General features: G+C 55.0%; 17 protein-coding genes and 1 tRNA gene. 7 read left to right on the top strand and 11 right to left on the bottom strand.

The features are described from left to right. Positions 1-6 precede the first annotated feature (6 nt). From hisC (PSAB_RS10100) to PSAB_RS10090, 3 genes are all read right to left on the bottom strand, one after another. On the bottom strand, positions 7-1,134 hold the full coding sequence (gene hisC, locus PSAB_RS10100; protein WP_025334463.1) for a histidinol-phosphate transaminase: 1,128 nt from the start codon (positions 1,132-1,134) through the stop codon (positions 7-9). Between the two features lie 212 nt (positions 1,135-1,346). Further along, positions 1,347-2,303 carry an NADP-dependent oxidoreductase gene (locus PSAB_RS10095; protein WP_025334462.1) on the bottom strand — a complete coding sequence of 319 codons (957 nt, stop codon included), beginning with the start codon at positions 2,301-2,303 and terminating at the stop codon, positions 1,347-1,349. Between the two features lie 78 nt (positions 2,304-2,381). Further along, on the bottom strand, positions 2,382-3,224 hold the full coding sequence (locus tag PSAB_RS10090; protein ID WP_025334461.1) for an aldo/keto reductase: 843 nt from the start codon (positions 3,222-3,224) through the stop codon (positions 2,382-2,384). Between the two features lie 383 nt (positions 3,225-3,607). On the opposite strand from PSAB_RS10090, the gene PSAB_RS10085 reads away from it, so the two are divergent. Both PSAB_RS10085 and PSAB_RS10080 read left to right on the top strand, forming a co-directional pair. After that, positions 3,608-4,813 carry an MFS transporter gene (locus PSAB_RS10085; RefSeq protein WP_025334460.1) on the top strand — a complete coding sequence of 402 codons (1,206 nt, stop codon included), beginning with the start codon at positions 3,608-3,610 and terminating at the stop codon, positions 4,811-4,813. A gap of 15 nt (positions 4,814-4,828) precedes the next feature. After that, on the top strand, positions 4,829-5,788 hold the full coding sequence (locus tag PSAB_RS10080; protein ID WP_025334459.1) for an LLM class oxidoreductase: 960 nt from the start codon (positions 4,829-4,831) through the stop codon (positions 5,786-5,788). Between the two features lie 223 nt (positions 5,789-6,011). On the opposite strand, the gene PSAB_RS10075 is transcribed toward PSAB_RS10080, so the two are convergent. After that, a tRNA-Leu gene (locus PSAB_RS10075) sits at positions 6,012-6,096 on the bottom strand. Positions 6,097-6,277: 181 nt separating this feature from the next. On the opposite strand from PSAB_RS10075, the gene PSAB_RS10070 reads away from it, so the two are divergent. After that, positions 6,278-6,712 carry a YhjD family protein gene (locus tag PSAB_RS10070; RefSeq protein ID WP_025334458.1) on the top strand — a complete coding sequence of 145 codons (435 nt, stop codon included), beginning with the start codon at positions 6,278-6,280 and terminating at the stop codon, positions 6,710-6,712. 242 nt (positions 6,713-6,954) lie between these two features. Continuing rightward, positions 6,955-8,022 carry a histidinol-phosphate transaminase gene (gene hisC / locus PSAB_RS10065; RefSeq protein WP_025334457.1) on the top strand — a complete coding sequence of 356 codons (1,068 nt, stop codon included), beginning with the start codon at positions 6,955-6,957 and terminating at the stop codon, positions 8,020-8,022. A gap of 133 nt (positions 8,023-8,155) precedes the next feature. Here hisC (PSAB_RS10065) and PSAB_RS10060 read toward each other — a convergent pair whose 3' ends face one another. From PSAB_RS10060 to PSAB_RS10050, 3 genes are all read right to left on the bottom strand, one after another. Continuing rightward, on the bottom strand, positions 8,156-8,371 hold the full coding sequence (locus PSAB_RS10060; protein ID WP_025334456.1) for a hypothetical protein: 216 nt from the start codon (positions 8,369-8,371) through the stop codon (positions 8,156-8,158). Positions 8,372-8,500: 129 nt separating this feature from the next. Beyond that, positions 8,501-8,818 carry a hypothetical protein gene (locus PSAB_RS10055; protein WP_025334455.1) on the bottom strand — a complete coding sequence of 106 codons (318 nt, stop codon included), beginning with the start codon at positions 8,816-8,818 and terminating at the stop codon, positions 8,501-8,503. A 118-nt stretch (positions 8,819-8,936) separates the two neighbouring features. Continuing rightward, positions 8,937-9,509 carry a xanthine phosphoribosyltransferase gene (locus PSAB_RS10050; protein ID WP_025334454.1) on the bottom strand — a complete coding sequence of 191 codons (573 nt, stop codon included), beginning with the start codon at positions 9,507-9,509 and terminating at the stop codon, positions 8,937-8,939. Positions 9,510-9,766: 257 nt separating this feature from the next. Between PSAB_RS10050 and PSAB_RS10040 the strand changes: the two genes are divergently transcribed. Next, positions 9,767-10,876, top strand: a complete 1,110-nt coding sequence (locus PSAB_RS10040; RefSeq protein WP_025334452.1) for a YkvI family membrane protein — start codon at positions 9,767-9,769, stop codon at positions 10,874-10,876. Here PSAB_RS10040 and PSAB_RS10035 read toward each other — a convergent pair. After that, entirely contained in the window at positions 10,863-12,017 is a 1,155-nt protein-coding gene (locus tag PSAB_RS10035) for an ATP-binding protein (RefSeq protein ID WP_084266488.1), read from the bottom strand. The genes PSAB_RS10040 and PSAB_RS10035 overlap by 14 nt on opposite strands. Between PSAB_RS10035 and PSAB_RS25755 the strand changes: the two genes are divergently transcribed. After that, positions 12,017-12,163, top strand: a complete 147-nt coding sequence (locus tag PSAB_RS25755; RefSeq protein ID WP_158442583.1) for a hypothetical protein — start codon at positions 12,017-12,019, stop codon at positions 12,161-12,163. The two genes, PSAB_RS10035 and PSAB_RS25755, sit on opposite strands and share 1 nt — an antisense overlap. Before the next feature lie 24 nt (positions 12,164-12,187). On the opposite strand, the gene PSAB_RS25045 is transcribed toward PSAB_RS25755, so the two are convergent. From PSAB_RS25045 to PSAB_RS10015, 3 genes are read right to left on the bottom strand one after another with little or no spacing between them, the layout of a single operon-like run. Further along, positions 12,188-14,200: an AAA family ATPase gene (locus tag PSAB_RS25045; protein ID WP_158442582.1), complete on the bottom strand. Its 2,013-nt coding sequence runs from the start codon at positions 14,198-14,200 to the stop codon at positions 12,188-12,190. Position 14,201: 1 nt separating this feature from the next. After that, on the bottom strand, positions 14,202-15,551 hold the full coding sequence (locus PSAB_RS10020) for a metallophosphoesterase family protein (RefSeq protein WP_025334448.1): 1,350 nt from the start codon (positions 15,549-15,551) through the stop codon (positions 14,202-14,204). 5 nt (positions 15,552-15,556) lie between these two features. Continuing rightward, on the bottom strand, positions 15,557-16,693 hold the full coding sequence (locus PSAB_RS10015) for a glycosyltransferase family 4 protein (RefSeq protein ID WP_025334447.1): 1,137 nt from the start codon (positions 16,691-16,693) through the stop codon (positions 15,557-15,559). Between the two features lie 356 nt (positions 16,694-17,049). Here PSAB_RS10015 and PSAB_RS10010 point away from each other — a divergent pair, with 356 nt between their 5' ends. Further along, a complete protein-coding gene (locus tag PSAB_RS10010) occupies positions 17,050-18,447 on the top strand; it encodes an RsmB/NOP family class I SAM-dependent RNA methyltransferase (protein WP_025334446.1) in 1,398 nt (465 codons plus the stop codon). Positions 18,448-18,488 lie beyond the last annotated feature (41 nt).

Here is an 18,488-nt window from a genome sequence, read left to right as displayed (position 1 = left end):
AACGAATTAGTTCTTTGAACTTCCGGCCGCCTCCGGGGCCTTGAGCACCTTGCGCAGCGCCTCTATAAATATGCGGTTCTCTTCCATCGTTCCAATGCTGATTCTAAGCCACTCCCGCATGCCGTAAGCCGATCCGGGGCGAATGATCACGCCTTCCTTCAGCAGCTGCTGATACAAGGTATCACTGTCCTGCCCGGTATGTACCATAATGAAGCTCGCTTCCGTTGGAATGTAATCCAATCCCAGCTCTCCGAAGGTTTTGTAGAAGTATTCCTTTCCCAGCCGGTTGTTCTCGTAGACTCTCTCCCGAAATCCGGCATCCTTTAATCCGGCCAAGGCAGAGGCTTGGGCAACAGCGTTCACATTGAAAATCTGGCGGCATCTGTTCATGTAATCGGCCGTTTCCTCGCTTGCGGCGGCGTACCCGATGCGCAGAGAGGCCAGACCGTAAATCTTGGAAAAAGTACGGAGAACGATCAAATTCGGATATCGACCGATCCAATTGAGCGTATCCGGATAGCCCTGCCCGCCGGTTACAAAATCACAGTAAGCCTCGTCCATGGCGACCACAATTGAGGACGGAATATCCTCGAGGAACCGTCTAAGCTGTTCATCTGTAAAGATCGTGCCGGTGGGATTGTTGGGATTGCAAAGCCAGATAACCTTTGTTTTAGCTGTAATTTCTCTCTTAATGGCATCCAGATCGACATTATGCGTTGTTAGCGGAACCTGTATGATTCTTCCTTCCTGCAGCTTGGTAACCGTACCGTACCAAGAGAAGGAAGGTGTCGGCATAATCGCCTCATCGCCCGGCCCGATGAACGTTTCCGCAACAAAGGCAATCAGCTCAAAGGAGCCTGCCCCGATAACGAACTGCTGCGGACCGAGCCCGGTCAGCCGGGACAGTTCAGCCTTTAGCTCGGAATTGCCGCCGTCCGGATAGCGGGAGGGGGCTTGCAGGACAGCCACCGCCGCTTCTGGGACACGGGGGGAGCAGCCCAGAGGATTCTCATTGGAAGCCAGCTTGATCACCTTGGAAAGCCCAAGCTCCTTCACCACCTCCTCCAGCCGCTTGCCGGGAATATACGGATCAATGCTGTGAAGACCCTTCTTATAGGGTAACGCTGAAGACATCAGCTTCAACCTCCTAAAATTAAAATAAAGAAGACCCGATTAATGCTGAACATTAATCAGGCCTCCGGTTTTCCAGTTGGCAGCGAAAGGAATATATTATTTCTATTTCACCAATATGTTTAGTTTGTTTTTGTATTTTAACAATATATCATCGGGTATCTATCATTTCAATAGTCTAGTCATCCATAATTTAGTCGAAATAGTGTATTTAATCAGTTGGTATTACTCAAAACAATCTTCCCCCGTGTCCGGCCTGACCGGCTCAACTGATGGGCGGCTTTAACACCGTCTACGGTTAGCGGAAATACTTCGGTTACAACCGCTTTTAATTTTTTCGCTTCAACCAGTTCCCTGATGTGATTCATATTCGTTCCATCCGGGCGGGTAAAAACAAACGAAACGGTCAATTGACGTTCTTGTTCCAATACATCTGCAGAAGTTGAACGTACAGCATCCCGCGCGCTGACTATGGTCGCCACCTTGCCGTTATGCTTCATGAATTTCAATGCTTCCCCATAAGGCTCGCCCCCGAGCGTATCCAGCATAAAATCAAATTCCGTTGCTGTATCCAGGGTTCCCCGGTCATAAGCAAGAACTTCATCCGCCCCTAATGCGCGCACAAATTCAATATTCCTGGAGCTGGTTGTCGTCGCTACATATGCGCCGCGCGCTTTGGCCAGCTGAATGGCGGCCGAACCGATTCCGCCGCTTCCCCCCAGAATGAGCACCTTATCCACTGCCTGAACATTTCCCGCTTCCACAAGCGCCTGCCAGACGGTGAGACCCACCAAGGGGAGAGAAGCCGCTTCAACATAGGTCAATCCTCGTGGCATTGGCGCAACAAAGCGAGCAGGAACCACAATTTCATCGGCGTAAGTGCCCTGTTTTTCCATTTCCGGTCTAAAAAAGACATCGTCGCCTACTTTAAAATCAGTCACCTTGGAACCGGCAGCCGCCACTGTACCCGCAGCATCCCAGCCCAAAATCAAGGGAAGACGATATGGAAAAGCTTCTCGCAAAAGCCCTTCCCGCACTTTCCAGTCCACAGGGTTCACCCCGCTTGCCTTGATGGTAATCAGCAGATCTTCCGGTCCGAGCGGCTCTGTCTCTACAGCAATCATCTTCAGCTGTTGTTCATCGCCATATTCCTTTATGCCAATTCCGTTCATCGTTTACATCCCCTTTCCGTAGATTAAAAATAATCCACCCCTCAAAAGTGTTCAAGAGATGGATTGTTCACTCTTATATTAGAAATCAAAATTGTCCGGATCCGGGCCGACCCGATGATTTTGATTAAGACTGTCAATTTGCTTCATATCTTCCCCAGTTAATTCGAAATCAAAAACGTTGGCATTTTCAACGATCCGGTGTTCTTTTGTAGACTTAGGAATCGTTATAACGCCGTTCTGGAGGTCCCAGCGCAGAATGATCTGGGCAATGGATTTATTGTATTTATCGGCAATTTCTTTGAGTTCCGGATTATCCAGGAGTTCACCCTGCATGAGCGGCGACCAGGCTTCAAATTGAATGCCTTGCTGCTTGCAATATTGCTGTAATTCCTTTTGGGTCAACCGGGGATGATACTCCACTTGATTCACCATCGGTTTAAGTTCCGCGTCAACCATTAATTCTTCAATATGATGAATTTGGAAGTTGCTGACACCAATCGCTTTTACACGGCCTTCTTTATAAATGGTTTCCAGCGCTCTCCAGCCTTCTTTGAACTTTCCTTCTTTCGGCCAGTGAATCAGGTACAGATCCAGGTAGTCGAGGCCCAGTTTTTGCAGGCTCGTTTCATAGGCGGCCAACGTGGACTCATATCCCAAATCAGCGTTCCATACTTTGGAGGTCACGAACAGCTCTTCTCTGCCAATGCCTGCTTCTTCAAGCCCTTGGCGAATTCCCCGTCCGACACCTTCTTCATTTCCATAGATAGCTGCCGTATCGATGCTGCGGTACCCATGTTTGATCGCCGTTTTGACCGCATTCTCAAGTTCGGGGCCTTCTTCCACTTTAAATACGCCCAAACCAAACCACGGCATGCTCACACCATTATAAAGAGCAACTGTATCTTGCAAATTCTTAGCCACTTATTCTTCCTCCATTCTCACATCTAATTCATACGGATCGATGACCCGGCGCAGGTTTCATTATAGATTTAATCATCCATTTCGTGTAGTACGTACTTTTTAGTACTATAGGTACCAATAAGTGCCTGTAAAAATGATGTAGAGCAGCCCGGCAGCCGCTGGAATAAGCCCCCGAAAACTGAGTCTTACGTTCAGGTTCTGCAATTAGTGCCGCTTCTTTACTATTTAATAATTATTTATACAGGTACTTTTTAGTGCCTATATCACTAAAAAGTACGTACTTATCATGAAGATTGTACGGCTATATAATAGCCCCATGCACAGGAAATGCAGAGCGTTGCAGTCTGGATCAATGCAAATAATCACATTGGAGGAAAATACAAATGAGCAATATCGCACAAACCGCGTCTCAGCCTAAAGAGATGCAAAAATCGGGTAACTGGGCGCTTCTCGCCCTGGCCATTAGCGCATTTGGCATCGGTACAACCGAATTTGTTCCGGTTGGTCTGCTTGCAGCCATCGCCGATGACTTGAGAATCGGTCTTACACTGGCCGGCCTTCTTATTACAGGTTATGCCCTTGGGGTTGCTGTGGGGGCCCCTATCATTACTGCACTCACCAATCGCATGAGCCGCAAGTCTTTGCTGATGTGGCTGATGGTGCTCTTCATCATCGGTAATGCAACCGCCGCGATGTCATCATCATTTGGGCTGCTGCTCGTTGCACGTTTCATTACAGCCTTCTCGCACGGCGTCTTTTTCTCGATCGCATCGACGATCGCTGTTCAATTGGTATCTCCGGAGAAAAAAGCCAGCGCCATTGCGTTAGTATTTACCGGTCTGACGATTGCCATCGTTACGGGCGTTCCGCTTGGAACCTTCATTGGTCAAGCTTTCAACTGGAGAGCAACATTCTGGGCCGTCGCCCTGCTGGGTGTTATTGCAATCATTGCAAGCTCTATTCTGATCCCGCGTAATTTGAAGCAAGCTCCTCCCGCCAAATTCTCGGATATGTTCCGGCTGATCACGAACGGTCGTCTGCTGCTGGGCTTTCTGATTACAGCTCTTGGTTATGGCGGAACGTTTGTTGCTTTCACTTTCTTGACTCCGCTCCTGGAAGATGTCACTGGATACAGTAAAGGTGCGGTTAACGTTATCCTGATCGCCTACGGTGTAGCCGTGGCATTCGGTAACTCGATCGGCGGAAAATGGGCGAACAAAAACCCGATCCGCGCGCTGCTGATGATGTTTATTTTACAGGCCGCAGCTCTCATTCTGTTAACGTTCCTCATTCCTTTTAAAATTGCTGGTTTGATTGGCGTCGTTCTGATGGGCTTGTTCGCCTTCATGAATGTGCCCGGTCTTCAGCTCTATATTGTTCAACTGGCTGAAAAATACGTTCCATCTGCGGTAGACGTCGCTTCGGCGCTGAATATTGCGGCTTTCAACATCGGTATTGCCATCGGCGCTTTTGTCGGTGGGGTTGTTGTCGATTCGATGGGTCTTGTGCACACTCCGTGGATCGGCGCTTTAATGGTAATCGTTGCGGTTGTGCTCACCGCTATTTCGGGCAAGCTTGAACGGAAATGATCGGAGGCGCCGCCTATGTTTCAGAATCATGAAGCTTATCAAAGGATGTACCGGGAAGGTCAAATGACGCTGGGTCTTCACATCCCGCTTGAGAATTACGGAATCAAGACACCGACAATGGCGCATCAGATTGAATTGGCACAGGCTGCGGAACATTACGGATTTACCGCGCTATGGCTTCGGGACGTCATCTTGAAAGATCCGAATTTTCTCGACCCGGCGGTCGGACAAATTTACGATATTTTGATTTACGGCACGCATCTTCTGAGTCAGACGAGCAAAATCGCTCTCGGGACTTCCGCCCTCGTCCTGCCTCTTCGCCATCCGCTAAGGCTGGCGAAAGAGGCGGCGACCATTGAAGCGCTGTTTCCCCACAGGCTGGTTATGGGGGTCTCGTCCGGAGACCGGAGAGCCGACTTTCAGGGACTTGGAGTGGATCACCCCAGCAGGGGCACCCAGTTTAGGGAAGCATTTGGCTATCTTCAAAAAGCGCTGTATGAAGAATATCCCTTGATTCATTCGAGCTATGGGCATATGGAGCAAACGACGCTTGTCCCGAAGCCGGGTCACAGAATTCCGACGATCGTTACCGGCTTTGCGCAGCAGGACCTGGACTGGCATGGACAGCATGGAGACGGCTGGATGTACTACCCGCAGGCGCCGGAGCGCCAGCATGAAGTGATAACGGCATGGCGTGAATCCGCCGCCCGTCACGGCAATGAGAACTTTCGTCCGTTCTCGATGCCGATGCATCTCGATCTGGCGGAAAATCCGGATGAACGGCCAACCCCTATTCGCCTGGGATATCGTCTAGGTCGGAACAGACTGATCGAACTGCTTGAAGTCTATCGCTCCATTGGCGTGAATCATCTGTTCTTCGCCCTGTTTGACAGCGACCGGCCCGCCGGTGAAGTTATTCAGGAGCTGGGTGAATACGTGCTGCCTCATTTTCCAGCGCATGAGATGAACGATTAAAATAATAGGCTTTCCCACATAAGCCTGTTCACATAAAGAAGGGTTGTCGCCTTTAAGCCGCACATGGCTTGGCAACAACCCTTCGTTATTTTTCTTAAGAGGCGCGGCGCTCAAAAGTGACTCCAAATCGACAGGTTAAGAGATCATGAGCACCATCTTCAAACAAAAAAGGTTCATAAAACTGTTTATGCAACAGTTTCATGAACCTTTTCATTTTAAGGAATGCGGTCGAGAGGACTCGAACCTCCACGGGGGGTTAGCCCACACGGACCTGAACCGTGCGCGTCTGCCAATTCCGCCACGACCGCTCATCAATTGGCCGCTCGCTCTCGCGGCGACAAGATATATCTTACCATGACGCTAAATATCAGTCAACGATTTTTTAAATAACATTTTTTTCATAAAATGCATATAGGAATATTGCTTTCACAGCTGTAACGGATGTATAATAAGAACAAAGGTTCGCATACTACAATTGAGGTGATTCAGATGGCGACGATTGCAAAGCGTAACCGTGAAGCAACTCAGGAAGAACTGTCCCTTGTCAGAAGCTATTTGCTGCTAACGTTTATTCATAAAGTATTCGAACGCGACTGCCGGGCTATCGGTAAGAGCGGTCTGTTCAAGATGCCTCAGCTCTATATGGAACTGGTCTCCATCGGAGCCAAGAAGACTGCCCTCATGCTGCAAGAGGTCAAACGCGAGCTGGAGTCGCAGAATATCATCGTTTCAACGATCCGGCAGGATCAGAAAGGTGTTGAGGCCCAGTTCAAGTGCCGGGGAATCGCCGGCGAGATGCATATTCAATGGCCGAGCTTTCGCCGGGAGATGACGCTGCGGATGCGGGCCTACCTTGGGCTTGCCGGGGAGTTCTCCATTCATGCTCGGGAAGAGTCATCCAATCCGGTGGCCTGCCCGGTCTGACGGAAACGGCATATTGTAAGAGAAGTATTGAACCGCAGGCCCTTCCAGTCTGGCATAACGATGTCAGGCTGTTTTTTTGTTTGCCTAAAGCGGGTAATCCGCTTTCTATTCCACAATCTCAGTCACCTGCCGGGTATCCGTCAAATGAAGATCGATTTTACCGGTTCCTCAGCGTCTGTCCCGCACATATACATAGAGAAGAACGGTATCGCTGCCATATGATGGGGATTGGAGGAACGGCAATGAACAAATACTGGAGCGAGACGATCAAGGGGATTACGCCGTACGTGCCGGGAGAGCAGCCGCGGGCAGGCAGACTGGTCAAATTAAATACGAACGAGAATCCTTACCCGCCTTCGCCTGAAGTGCTGGAAGCGATGAAGGCAGCCGTTACCGACAAGCTGAGATTATACCCCGATCCGAACTGCTCCCGCTTGCGGGAAGCGGCCAGCCGCCTCTATGGTATCCCGGCGGAGCAGATTTTTGCCGGCAACGGGTCCGATGAAATTTTGGCTTTTTGCTTCAAGGCATTTTTCGATCCGGGCGATACGATCCTCTTTCCCGATATCACTTATAATTTCTATGAAGTGTACGCCGATCTGTTCGGCGTGTCATACCGGACCGTCCCGCTTACAGAAAACTTCGAGGTCTCTGCCAGTGAATTCTCCTCAGACAATGACGGCATTATCCTGGCCAACCCGAACGCCCCCACAGGCAAAACGCTCTCCCTGGAAGATCTGGAAACTCTGATACAATCCAATCGCCAAGCTGTTGTTATTATAGACGAAGCTTACATTGACTTTGGAGGAGAATCCTCGATCGGGCTGATACCCAAATACGATAATCTGCTCGTGATCCGCACATTCTCCAAATCGCGGTCGCTGGCGGGTCTGCGAATCGGCCTGGCTATGGGAAACCGCAGTCTCATTGAAGCGCTCATCCGCGTCCGGGATTGCATCAACTGCTTCACCGTCGATTGGATCGCTCAGGCGGGAGCCATAGCGTCGCTGGAAGATACGGGCACTTTCTCCCATTACATCGGCAGAATTACCGCAACCAGAGGCCGGATGACGGAATATCTCCGGGATGCGGACTTCCATGTCATTGATTCGAGTACGAACTTTCTCATGATGTCTCATCCGTTCCTGCGGGCCAAGGCGCTTTACGAGGCTTTGCGCGAAAAAAACATCTTCGTCCGTTATTTCCCCAAACCCCGGATTGACAATTATTTGCGTGTGACGATCGGAACGGATGAAGAAATGGATATTTTCTATGACGCGATTCTGGATATAGTAAAAAACACCCATTAGTGTTCCCCGCAAATACCCGGAACCAAGAGATGAAGCTCAGGCAAAAAGCGTAAACAAAAGAACAGACGGCTTTCGAACGTGGTCGGAAGCCGTCTTCGCTGCAGGTCCTATGTTGCTTGTCCGCCTACGGTCTTTATCCAAATATATGGCGCCGCGGCTCGGCATAGGGCTGAAATATATAATTCCGGTCAAGCTTAACCACCCTCCGGCTGGGCTTGCGGATCATCACCTGACTGTCGTCCCAGGCAATGACGATACCGATCACATCATTGCTCTCAAGAGCATCGCGAACGATCCGGATTTTCTCGCCCGAGAGGCGGTATTCATTCAGCTCTTCGTCGCTGATCATTTCGTGAATTCTCCTTTCCCCAGGACAAGCGTAAAGCTTGTACAGACTTAGAATAGAATAAAAAAGACCGCAATGACAAGTCATTGGGTCTTATTTTTAAAACGAGATATGCATCTCTTTGTGTTTGACCTATATCAGCGCTTCGTTCTTCTCGAACCAGAAGTCCAGCACTTTAGCGGACATCACCCGTTGTTCCAGATACTCTACTTGTTTGGTTGTAAACTTCTCTCTCCATGCGAAATTCAGTTCTTCGCACAAGCCTGCGATAGTCAGAAGTTCCGACCAGGCAACATAGCGTTTGTACCAAAAGAATTGAGGATGTTCGATCATATAGGGATACAGATCGTCAAACTCCGTGTGCTTGCAATCGAGCGCACGCTCGAAGTGATCCTTGGCCTCGGTTAATTTATCAATAAAGAATTGCTCTGTCACCGGTTCTTTCCCCATTGTGACGCCTCCTCTCCTATATCTGACCTTATTATAAAGGAAAAAGGTTGGGGTGGAAAGCAATTGTTATAAAAATAGGCTTTGTTCTCATTTTCGTCACGATTTGTAACTCACCAGGTTACTCTTCAAATTCGATTCGGCCATCGGCCAGGGATTTGATCTTGACGAGCGATTCCAGACGAACGCCCTGCTCACGGATCGTCCGTGCGCCGGCTTCAAAGCATTTTTCCACAACGACCCCGAGTCCGACCAGCTCCGCTCCCGACCGGTTAATAATCTTGATCAGGCCGCGTGCGGCGTCGCCGTTGGCGATAATGTCGTCGATGAACAAGATTTTGTCATCGGGCGAGATATACTGCCGCGAAATCATAATATCCGTGACGATCCCCTTGGTAAAGGACGGAACGCGTTCGCACAGGGCGTCGGGATCGGCGAGCAGCGTTTTTTTGCGGCGTGCAAAAACGAGCGGCACCTTGAGTTCATAAGCGGTGGCAAATGCCACGGCAATACCCGAGGACTCCACGGTAACGACGCGGGTCACCCCCTGGCCTGCAAAAAGCCTCGCAAATTCCCGTCCCATCTCCATCGTCAGCTCGGGATCGACCTGATGGTTGAGCAGTCCATCAAGCTTGAGCACCTGATCGGAAACGACAACCCCTTCCTCCAAAATCCGCTTTTTCAATAATTCCATGACGCTTACGCCTCCATTATCCATTCTCTTCGGACGTTCCTCTGTAAAATTCTTGCAATGCAAAACAGGCGGAAGTCATGTCCTTCTGCTCAACATCATAACCTGTACTATGCCAGTACACAAGCTTGTCCGGCAAAGCATCGCCGAAAGACCGCGTTTTCCGCTTCGCCGGGGAGATTCCCACCGCTTTCGAAGCGAGTTTTGCCGAAGTTATATCGACGAGGTCTACGCCCCGCAAAACTTTTAGGAGGATACCCATGAGACAAACGCTCCGCACGCTGCAAATCGCCTTTACTTATATAGGCACCATAGTGGGAGCCGGGTTCGCCACCGGCCGGGAGATTCTCCAGTTCTTTACGCAGTACGGCCACTGGGCGACACTAACCATTATCCTCTCGACTGGGGTCTTTATCTGGCTCGGTACCAAAATGATGATTCTGGCGCGCCGGATCGGGGCCGAATCGTATGAGGATTTCAACTGCCACCTGTTCGGAAAAAACACAGGAGGCATTATCAGCCTGTTCACACTGCTCATCCTCGTCGGGGTCAACAGCATCATGCTCGCGGGTGCCGGAGCCATGTTTGAAGAGCATCTCGGCCTCCATTACCAAACCGGGCTGCTGGTGACACTGGTCGGCTCCTATCTGCTGCTGAGACGGGGCATTGCCGGCATTTTGCAGATGAACAGCGTTGTCGTCCCTCTGATGCTGAGCCTGTCTCTTATTATTATATTCAACACGATTGACCATCCGGAAGCACGCCACTTTATTTCGCTTGTGACCGAACGCAGCGCGTTTTCCGCCTGGATGTCGCCTTTTCTGTATACGGCGTTCAATCTGGGCATGGCCCAGGCCGTCCTCGTCCCCATGGCGCGCCATACCCAGGACGATCGGACGCTAACCTACGGCGGCATTATCGGCGGTCTGGGCATTGGGTTTATGCTGATGGCGGCCCATTTTGCCATGAGCGCGCACATGCCGGGCATCCTGAAGTTTGAAATTCCAATGGCAAGCATCGCCTTAAGTCTCGGAACGGTGGTTCAGTTTGTGTATATGCTGTTGATTTTTCTGGAAATCTTCAGCACCTTTGTGGCCGATATTTACGGCGTAACGCTTCAACTGGCGCAGCGCCTGCCGATCTCCCGCTCCGTCATTACAGCCGCAGTAATGCTGACCTGCTATGTCTTCAGCCAATTCGGCTTCAGCAATCTGCTCGGATTGTTCTATCCCATGTTCGGCGCGCTCTCGCTGGTCTGGGCAGTCCGCCTGATCGTGACCCCTATGGTTCCGCCGGGTAAACCGGGCGCTTTTGAAAAAACGACAGCCACCCCAGCCCCCAAAACGGTTCCGCGTTCTACACGGAAATAACGGAGGCCTCAGGCACCAGTCTGGCGGAGGCTTCCGCGACATGCCGGTGACAGGTCAGCATAACAACCTGGCGGGAAGACGACAGCTCGCCAAGCAGGGAAAGCGCCGCATGCAGACGCTTCTCATCGAAATTGACGAACAGATCGTCGAACAAAAGCGGCAGCGGGTCCTGACGATCCATCGTTCCCGCGAGCGCCAGCCGCAGGGACAGATACAGCTGCTCGGCCGTTCCCCGGCTCAGCAGTCCGCTGTCCAGCAGCCCCGTTTCCCGGTGCTCGGCTTTCAGCTCTTTCTTCCCCAGCGTCATGACAACCCGCCGGTATTCTCCGCCGGTCAATCGTTCAAAATACGAAGAGGCCAAGGTTAGAACCTGCGGCTGCTTCTCGCGCTCATAAATGCGCCTCGTCCGGCCGATTAATTCCGCGGCAAGCGCGGAGATGGCGTACTGCTCGGCGAGGCTCCGCAGCGCCGCCTTCTGCTCCTCCAAACGTTGGAGCACTGTATCCTCCCGGCAGCTCTTGCTCAGGCTCTCTCTTTCCTGCAGCAGACTGCCCCGAAGCTGAAGCAGCTCGCTTCTCCGCTCTTCCAGTTCGGAAAGGCTGGCTTCCAACCGTCCCTTCTCTTCTTCCAGCGCGTAAGCATCCCTATGCTCCAGCAGCTCCAAAAGCTCCTGTCTTTCCTCTCCGCCTCTGCCGCCGAACATGGCCAGTTCCCACTCCCGGAGCGACCGCTCCAGTTCCCGGCGCCGGGAAACGGCAGCGGCGCGGCGCAGCAAATCTTCACCATCCTCAGCGAAGCCTTCGTGCAGCAGATGATCGCCCATCTGAGCCAGCGATTCCAGTTCACGCCGCATCTCTTCCCGTTCCTCCTCCGCCCCGCGCAGGCGGGACGTCAGGTCTTTCCGGTGCAGAAGTGCCGTCTTCAGAACTTCCCATGCGGCCGCCCGGTCTTCCAGCCAACGGACAGGCGAAATCGAAAGCGGCAAGCGGACAGATGCTGAAGGCGCTGCATCGGCAGGCGTAACGCCTGCCAGCGGTTCTTCAGGCAATGTTCGCTCAGGCTGCGGAGCATCGATCGGCAAAGCGGGCGGATCGTCGGGCTGTGTTACGGACGGTGAGGTCGAAAGCAGGGAGGGACACATTGGAAGAAGCCGCTCCCATCTTAGGGCGGGTTTCTTCGGCGGCTGAGGCTGTTTCCTCAGCCGCCGCTCCCGCTTCCGCCATCAAGACTCTGCATTCTTCCTCGAACGCATCGATTTCCCGCTTCAGCTCGGAAAACCGCAGCTGAAGCCCGTCTTCCCGGCGCAGCAGGTCATTCCCCTGCTCCGCCAGAGCGAAAATGTCGGGCAGCCCTTCCGGAGACAGATCCACCGGCAGCTTGCGGCGGCGAAGCCATTCCTCGAAGCGGGCCGACGCGGCGCGGAAGTCTCCTTCCGCCGCGTCCATCTCGCGGACCAGCGCCCGCTCCTGGCCGGCCAGCGCCTCGGTCTCCGTCCGGCGGAGGTCCCGCTCGCCGGTCAGCCGCTCGGCGCGCTGGCGCCAGGCCGTCCAGGCGTCCATCAGCCGCCGCAGCTCCTTCATGCCCGCCTCCAGCCCGCCCGCATCCGGGCTGGCCGGCGCCTGCTGCTCTGCGAGCAGCAGCTCCCGCAGCCGCAGCATCTCGGCTGCGGCCTCCGCCCCGCCCGTCAGCGGCGGGGCACCTCGCGGCCGGCGCACGCCGCGCCCGCCGGCGAGCAGGGCCAGATCGGCGGCGGCCAGCACGCCGAACGCGAGCCAGGCGCTGGCCGGCGGCGCGCCGGTCAGCCACAGCGCCGCCGGCAGCAGCGCGGTCAGCGCGGCCGCCAGCGCCAGCAGCGGCCGGGCGGGGGCGCGCCCGCCGGCAGCCACCGCAGCGCGCGGCTGCTGCGGCTGCAGCTGGGCCTCGCGCCAGCGCTCCGCGGCGTGCTGCAGCTCGTCCCACAGCCGCGCCGTCTCGCGCGGGCTGATGGGCCGCAGCGCCGCGAACGAAGCGGCGGCTTCCTGCTCCTCGCGCGCGAGCGAGCGCTCGGCCTGCTGCAGCGTCGCCTGCGCCGCGGCAAGCTGCACGCGCAGCGCCTGCCGCCCGGCGGCGAGGCTCTCCATTTGCCGATCGTAGGCGGCAAATGAGGCGGCAAAGCGGCGCGCCGCCTCCCGGTCCGCGGCGGCCCCGGCGAATTCCGCAAGCTCTGTCGCGGTCCAGCCGGGGTGGATGCCGCGTATAATGCGGCGCAAATGCTCCCGTAGCGCCTGCCGTTCCTCCTCCAGACGCCGAAGCTCGGCCTTCCGGCTTTCGTACCCACCCTGGGTGGCGAAGCAGCCGCTCCAGCCGAGGGCCCTGCGCTTCCAGCAGCCGGTCGGGAACCGTTCTCATCAGCTCCTCCTTCAGCTCCGAAGCGATTCGCCCGGCTCGAGCCTCCGCCTGCCGGGCATTGGCGGTCCGTGTCTGAAGCTCCCTCCAGCGCTCAGGGACATCCTCGGGAAACGACGGAAGCTCCGGCAGCTCCCTCAGTTCCTGGCGCGCGGCTTCCCGCTTCAGCCAGAGCTCGCGGATGTCGAGCGCCTTGCGCAGGCGCGCCAGCCGGTCGCTTTCCTCCCGCCGGCGGCGCTCCAGCGCGTCCAGCTCGCTTTCCGCGGACTGCATCGCCGCGGTATTCTTGTTGTATCGCGGGAGGTAAGAACGGCTCTCCGCGATCTCCCTTTCCAGTCTTTCAATCGACTGGAGAACCTTCGCTGCCTCCTGCGTCTTGCCCCGCGGCTTATAGAGCTTCTCCGCCTCCTGCTGGAGGCGCCGCTCCGCACGCAGAATTTCCCCGCCGCCGCCGATGCCGGCGTGAAACAAAAAGCTGCCCAGCTCCTTGGATTGCAGGGTCCCCAGCTCCTGAAGCTCGTCCAGCGACACCGCAAAGAGCTGACGAAACATCGTTCGGGAGACACCGCCCAGCAGCATCTTCTCCAGCTCGTCCTGTCCGAACTCTTCCACGGTTCCGTCGATGCCGCTAAACGTAATCTTGAGCCTGTCTCCCCTGCCGCCTTCCGGACCGGCGGCGTACCGCCGGATGCTCCAGCCGTTTCCCTTGGCGTCCCTGGCGGTAAGAGTTCCTCCGTGCCGGCCTCCATGCAGTGGCTCAAGCCTTTCCGACGGGTAGCTGCGGCCGGGAATGCCGAACAGCATCGCGCGGATAAACTGCAGCAGCGTGGATTTGCCGGCTTCGTTGGGACCGTACAGTACGGTAAGTCCCTCTGCCAGCTCCAGCTCCTTCCCGTGAAGACGGCCAAAGCCGCCGATTTCAAGCCGCTGTATTCTCATCTTACCGACCTCCTTGCCTGTTCCGGCCTTCAGGGAATGGACGGCTCTCTTCTTCTCCCGGTTCCATGACATCGCTCAGCAGCGTTACGGCCGTTTCGGCCGCCCGCATTAGCCAGGCGCGCATTTCGTCTTCCCCGATTTCGGCTAGAAGCCGTCTCAGCTCACGATTCTCCGCAAGCGGCGCCAGCGCTGCCCGGGCAAACTCGTCCAGAGCTTGGCCGTTCCCGACGCTTTCTGCAGCCACTCGCATCATTTCTCCCAGAAAGCTGTCCTCCGCAAGCAGGCGCTCGCGGTCAACCTCCGTTCCGGATTCAAGGGAGAAGCCTTCGGTCCAGACGAGTCCGCGGAACAGCCCCTGTTCAGCCCGCAGCGCTTCACGCCGGCGCAGCTCGTCCAGCAGGTCTCCTACCGCTCCTTTTTCGGCCAGCACGCGGTGAACGGAACCGCGCCCGGTAATCCGGAAACGCACGACGGACATCAACTCCGGGTGCAGAGCACGAATGTCCTCGACCGACCGCTCCACCGCCTCGATCCATTCGGTTTCCCGCACCATTTCGTCGATGGAAATATCCCGGATCAGGAAGCGTACTTCATCCAGCTCCCGAAACCGCAGGCTGGCAATGCCGCCGCCATCCACATCCACGACATAGCAGCCCTTTGGCCCGGTTTCTATAACGCTGCGCCCCTGGATATTTCCCGGATATACAATGTAAGGGCGTTCATTAAGAATTCGGCGCGTATGAATATGACCGAGCGCCCAGTAGTCGAAGCCCGAATCTATCAAATCCCGGCGCGTGCATGGAGAATAGGTCTCATGCGCCGGATCGCCATCCACGTTGGCGTGCAGCAGCGCGATATGGAACAGCCTGTTTCCCTCTTTCCGCCGATACCGCAGCGACGTATTCTCCGTCACTTTGGCCGTGGGATAGGATAAACCGCTGACAACCGCCACTTCCTGCCCGTCGCTGCGCCGCACAGCCACCACTTGTTCCGGCACATCTGCGCCGAATACCGTGACGCCTTCCGGAAGATCCATATGAAGACGCGGACCGTCCAGCGGGTCATGATTGCCGTGGATGAGATAGACGGCAATCCCCCTCTTGGAGAACTCCGTCAGCGCTTCATGAAAGCGCAGCTGGCTCTGAAGGGAAGAATCGGCGGAGTCGTAGACGTCGCCGCTGATGACAACGAAATCGGCCTCTTCCTCCACCGCCACGGCAACAAGCCGCCCGAGGGCGGCGAATGCGGCTTCGCGCAGGTAATTTCTTATCGGCCCCGGAATATGCGACAAGCCGGCGAACCGGCTGTCCAGATGCAAATCCGCGGCATGCACAAAACGAAACGGAACCATCCGGTTCACCCTTTACGATCGGTTTGAAGCTGCAGATATGTCTTCTTCAATTCATTTGCGATGCGGGTCAGCGAATACAGATTTTTGGCTTTGTCCCATGCCGACCGGGACAGCTCATAGCGGTAAGCGGGATCGGTGATTACCTTCTCCAGAGCGTCCGCCAAGGCATCTACATCGTCGGGCTTGACGAGCAACCCGTTGACACCGTCCTCGATTTGCTCGGGAATGCCCCCGACGTCCGTACCGACGAGCGCCAGACAGCTCAGCGCGGCCTCTGCAAATACCGAGCCGAAGGCTTCCGCGCGGGAAGGCAGCACGAAGATATCGAAGAACGGCATGAACTCTTCCGGATGCAGCGTGTACCCGTAGAAAATTGTTTCATTATATATTCCAAGCGATATCGCAAGATTCTCAAGTTCAGCGCGGAACGGGCCGTCGCCGATAATATGCAGCACGTATTCGTGGCCGCGCTTCTTCAGCTCGGCGCAGGCTTTGAAGAGGATATCGAGCCCCTTCGCCGGAACGAGACGGGTAACGGTAACCAATTGGGGGACAGCATTTTCGTGCGCCACCGGCTTAAAGCGTTTTTCGTCGAACCCGTTCGGGATGATTTGGATGCGGGACGGGTCATTTGTATAATGAGACATATAGTCCGCAAAGGACTGCGACACCGTCATCAGCCGGTCGCTGACATATTCCAGTTCCCGGTAAATCTTGGTCAGGAACTGATGCTCCAGCCCGTTCTCGGCGATTTTCCCGTTCAGGATCAGCTCGCGTTCGTAACTGGAGTGAACCGTCTGAACGAGAGGCACATCCGGGAACACTTTTTTCATCGCCAAGCCGGCGATCGGATGATGCGCGTGAATCAGATCATACCGTTTGTTCAGGCGCAGCTTCGTCCACCACAAATAATCCCGGTACGTCTGAATGTATTTTTGCACGACCGGACTTTCGCCGTAAGGCGTCCAATCGAACGTTTCGAAGACGATTTCGTCGCTGCCTTTCCCCCGGATACGCTTGGGGAGCCAGAACAGCTCCATCTCCCAGCGGCTTGATCGAAACCGTTCCTGCAAATATGGAATCATGGAGGATACACCGCCGGGCTGCTCCGGCGGAAAGAAGAGCGCTTGCAGCAAATTCATATGGTAAGTCCCCTTTTCTATTGCCTAAGATGAAACGGTTGCGCCTTCCTGTACCGGAAGATACAACTTCACCCGCCCCTTCAGGGATGGTGCCGTTTCCCGCAGAAATAGAAGAACATTTTATAAGCGGGCGAGCCTATAAATTCTTATCCTTCAAAAAACGGCCTTGCATGGCAATTATGGTATAGTTGAGCATATGTACATAGATACTGTGGATGTTCCTACTTACGATTTTATCGGCATACGTCTGAAACGGCAACACACAAAACCGTGATGATCCTCAGACGGAGTCTTACGGCCTTGCGCCGCAAGGGTTTATCCAACATGATTATTTTAAGCAAGAGGAGAATGCTGCCATGAATAAGGAAATGCTGCCCGCCGCTTTTACAGCGAGAATCCAGGAGATGCTGGGAAACGAAACGGACGCCTTTCTGGATACCTATTCAACGCCGAGGACCCAAGGCCTGCGGTTGAACCTGTTAAAAACCGAGATAGATTCGGGACGAAACGCAGCGGACCAAGCGGTGAGGCTATTCGGCCTTCAGCCCGTACCCTGGTGCCCCGGAGGCTATTATTATGAAGAACCCGCGCGCCCGGGCCGCCATCCATACCATGAGGCCGGATTATACTATATTCAGGAGCCGTCGGCCATGTCCGCCGCCGAGCTGCTGGCTCCCCGACCCGGTGAGACTGTGCTGGACCTCGCCGCAGCGCCCGGGGGCAAGACCACTCATATCGCTTCCCTAATGGGAAGGCAAGGGCTGCTTGTATCGAATGAAATCCACCCTGAACGGGCGAAAATTCTGGCGGAAAACGTGGAGCGCTCGGGAATTATGAACGCGCTGGTCACCAGCGCAGCCCCGGGCGAGCTGGCGAGCCGCTTCCCTGAAGCCTTCGACCGGATAATGCTGGACGCCCCTTGCTCCGGGGAAGGCATGTTCCGCAAGGACCCGGACGCCATTAACGAATGGTCGCCGGAGCATGTGGAGCTGTGCGCTTCCAGACAATGGGATATTGTTCAGGACGCATACACCATGCTGAAGCCGGGCGGCCGGCTGGTCTACTCCACCTGCACGTTCAATACGAAAGAGAATGAAGAGCTCATTTCGCGCCTTACGGCAAACTATCCCGATCTGGAGCTGCTTGCAGTCAAGCGGCTGTGGCCGCACCGTGAAAAAGGTGAAGGGCATTTTGTGGCGCTGTTGGCCAAAGGCGCAGACTTGTGCCCCGATAACGCTTCCTTCTCAGCACAAGATTCCACGAGACGCAGGGGACGGGCGGGCAAAGGCCGGACGGGCGGACAGGCGGAAGCCTCCGCGCAGGCCGCATTCCGGCAGTTCCTGGAATGGGCGGCAGCGGAAGTTCCGGGCTTCCGGCCGGAGGGAGTGCCCGTTCTGTTCGGTGATTCCCTCTACCTCCTGCCAGCTTCATTTGGAGACTCTTTTTCTCCCGAACTCCTTAAGGGACTGCGTATTCCGCGCGCCGGCCTCCATCTGGCCCACTTGAAGAAAAACCGGATAGAGCCTGCCCATGCGCTCGCCATGGCGCTTCGTCCAGAACAGGCGGCGCGTGTGTTCAGCCTGAACTCCGATAGCCCGGAGGCAAGAAGCTGGCTGCGGGGAGAAAGTCTTGCCGTGCCGGATGACCTTCGGGGCTGGACGCTGGTCACTGTGGACGGGCTGCCGCTGGGCTGGGGCAAAGCCAGCGCCGGCCAGCTCAAAAATCATTACCCGAAAGGGCTGCGCCTTCCGTAGAAACCCGCCCATATTAACGCCGCTGGGCGGCTGACCGAAGC

The sequence above is a fragment of the Paenibacillus sabinae T27 genome (assembly GCF_000612505.1).
Lineage (GTDB): Bacteria > Bacillota > Bacilli > Paenibacillales > Paenibacillaceae > Paenibacillus_AQ > Paenibacillus_AQ sabinae.
Note: the sequence above shows the minus strand (reverse complement) of the source record. Positions and strands in the feature narration are given on the sequence as shown.

What these genes read in the sequence shown, in the direction of transcription:
- PSAB_RS10085 (WP_025334460.1), top strand. Translation starts at nt 3,608, where the DNA reads ATGAGCAATATCGCACAAACCGCGTCTCAGCCTAAAGAGATGCAAAAA.
- PSAB_RS10050 (WP_025334454.1), bottom strand. Translation starts at nt 9,509, where the DNA reads ATGGAATTATTGAAAAAGCGGATTTTGGAGGAAGGGGTTGTCGTTTCC.
- PSAB_RS25045 (WP_158442582.1), bottom strand. Translation starts at nt 14,200, where the DNA reads ATGAGAATACAGCGGCTTGAAATCGGCGGCTTTGGCCGTCTTCACGGG.
- hisC (WP_025334457.1), top strand. Translation starts at nt 6,955, where the DNA reads ATGAACAAATACTGGAGCGAGACGATCAAGGGGATTACGCCGTACGTG.
- PSAB_RS10020 (WP_025334448.1), bottom strand. Translation starts at nt 15,551, where the DNA reads ATGGTTCCGTTTCGTTTTGTGCATGCCGCGGATTTGCATCTGGACAGC.
- PSAB_RS10010 (WP_025334446.1), top strand. Translation starts at nt 17,050, where the DNA reads ATGAATAAGGAAATGCTGCCCGCCGCTTTTACAGCGAGAATCCAGGAG.
- PSAB_RS10035 (WP_084266488.1), bottom strand. Translation starts at nt 12,017, where the DNA reads ATGTGTCCCTCCCTGCTTTCGACCTCACCGTCCGTAACACAGCCCGAC.
- hisC (WP_025334463.1), bottom strand. Translation starts at nt 1,134, where the DNA reads ATGTCTTCAGCGTTACCCTATAAGAAGGGTCTTCACAGCATTGATCCG.
- PSAB_RS10070 (WP_025334458.1), top strand. Translation starts at nt 6,278, where the DNA reads ATGGCGACGATTGCAAAGCGTAACCGTGAAGCAACTCAGGAAGAACTG.
- PSAB_RS10015 (WP_025334447.1), bottom strand. Translation starts at nt 16,693, where the DNA reads ATGAATTTGCTGCAAGCGCTCTTCTTTCCGCCGGAGCAGCCCGGCGGT.
- PSAB_RS10080 (WP_025334459.1), top strand. Translation starts at nt 4,829, where the DNA reads ATGTTTCAGAATCATGAAGCTTATCAAAGGATGTACCGGGAAGGTCAA.
- PSAB_RS10040 (WP_025334452.1), top strand. Translation starts at nt 9,767, where the DNA reads ATGAGACAAACGCTCCGCACGCTGCAAATCGCCTTTACTTATATAGGC.
- PSAB_RS10060 (WP_025334456.1), bottom strand. Translation starts at nt 8,371, where the DNA reads ATGATCAGCGACGAAGAGCTGAATGAATACCGCCTCTCGGGCGAGAAA.
- PSAB_RS10055 (WP_025334455.1), bottom strand. Translation starts at nt 8,818, where the DNA reads ATGGGGAAAGAACCGGTGACAGAGCAATTCTTTATTGATAAATTAACC.
- PSAB_RS10095 (WP_025334462.1), bottom strand. Translation starts at nt 2,303, where the DNA reads ATGAACGGAATTGGCATAAAGGAATATGGCGATGAACAACAGCTGAAG.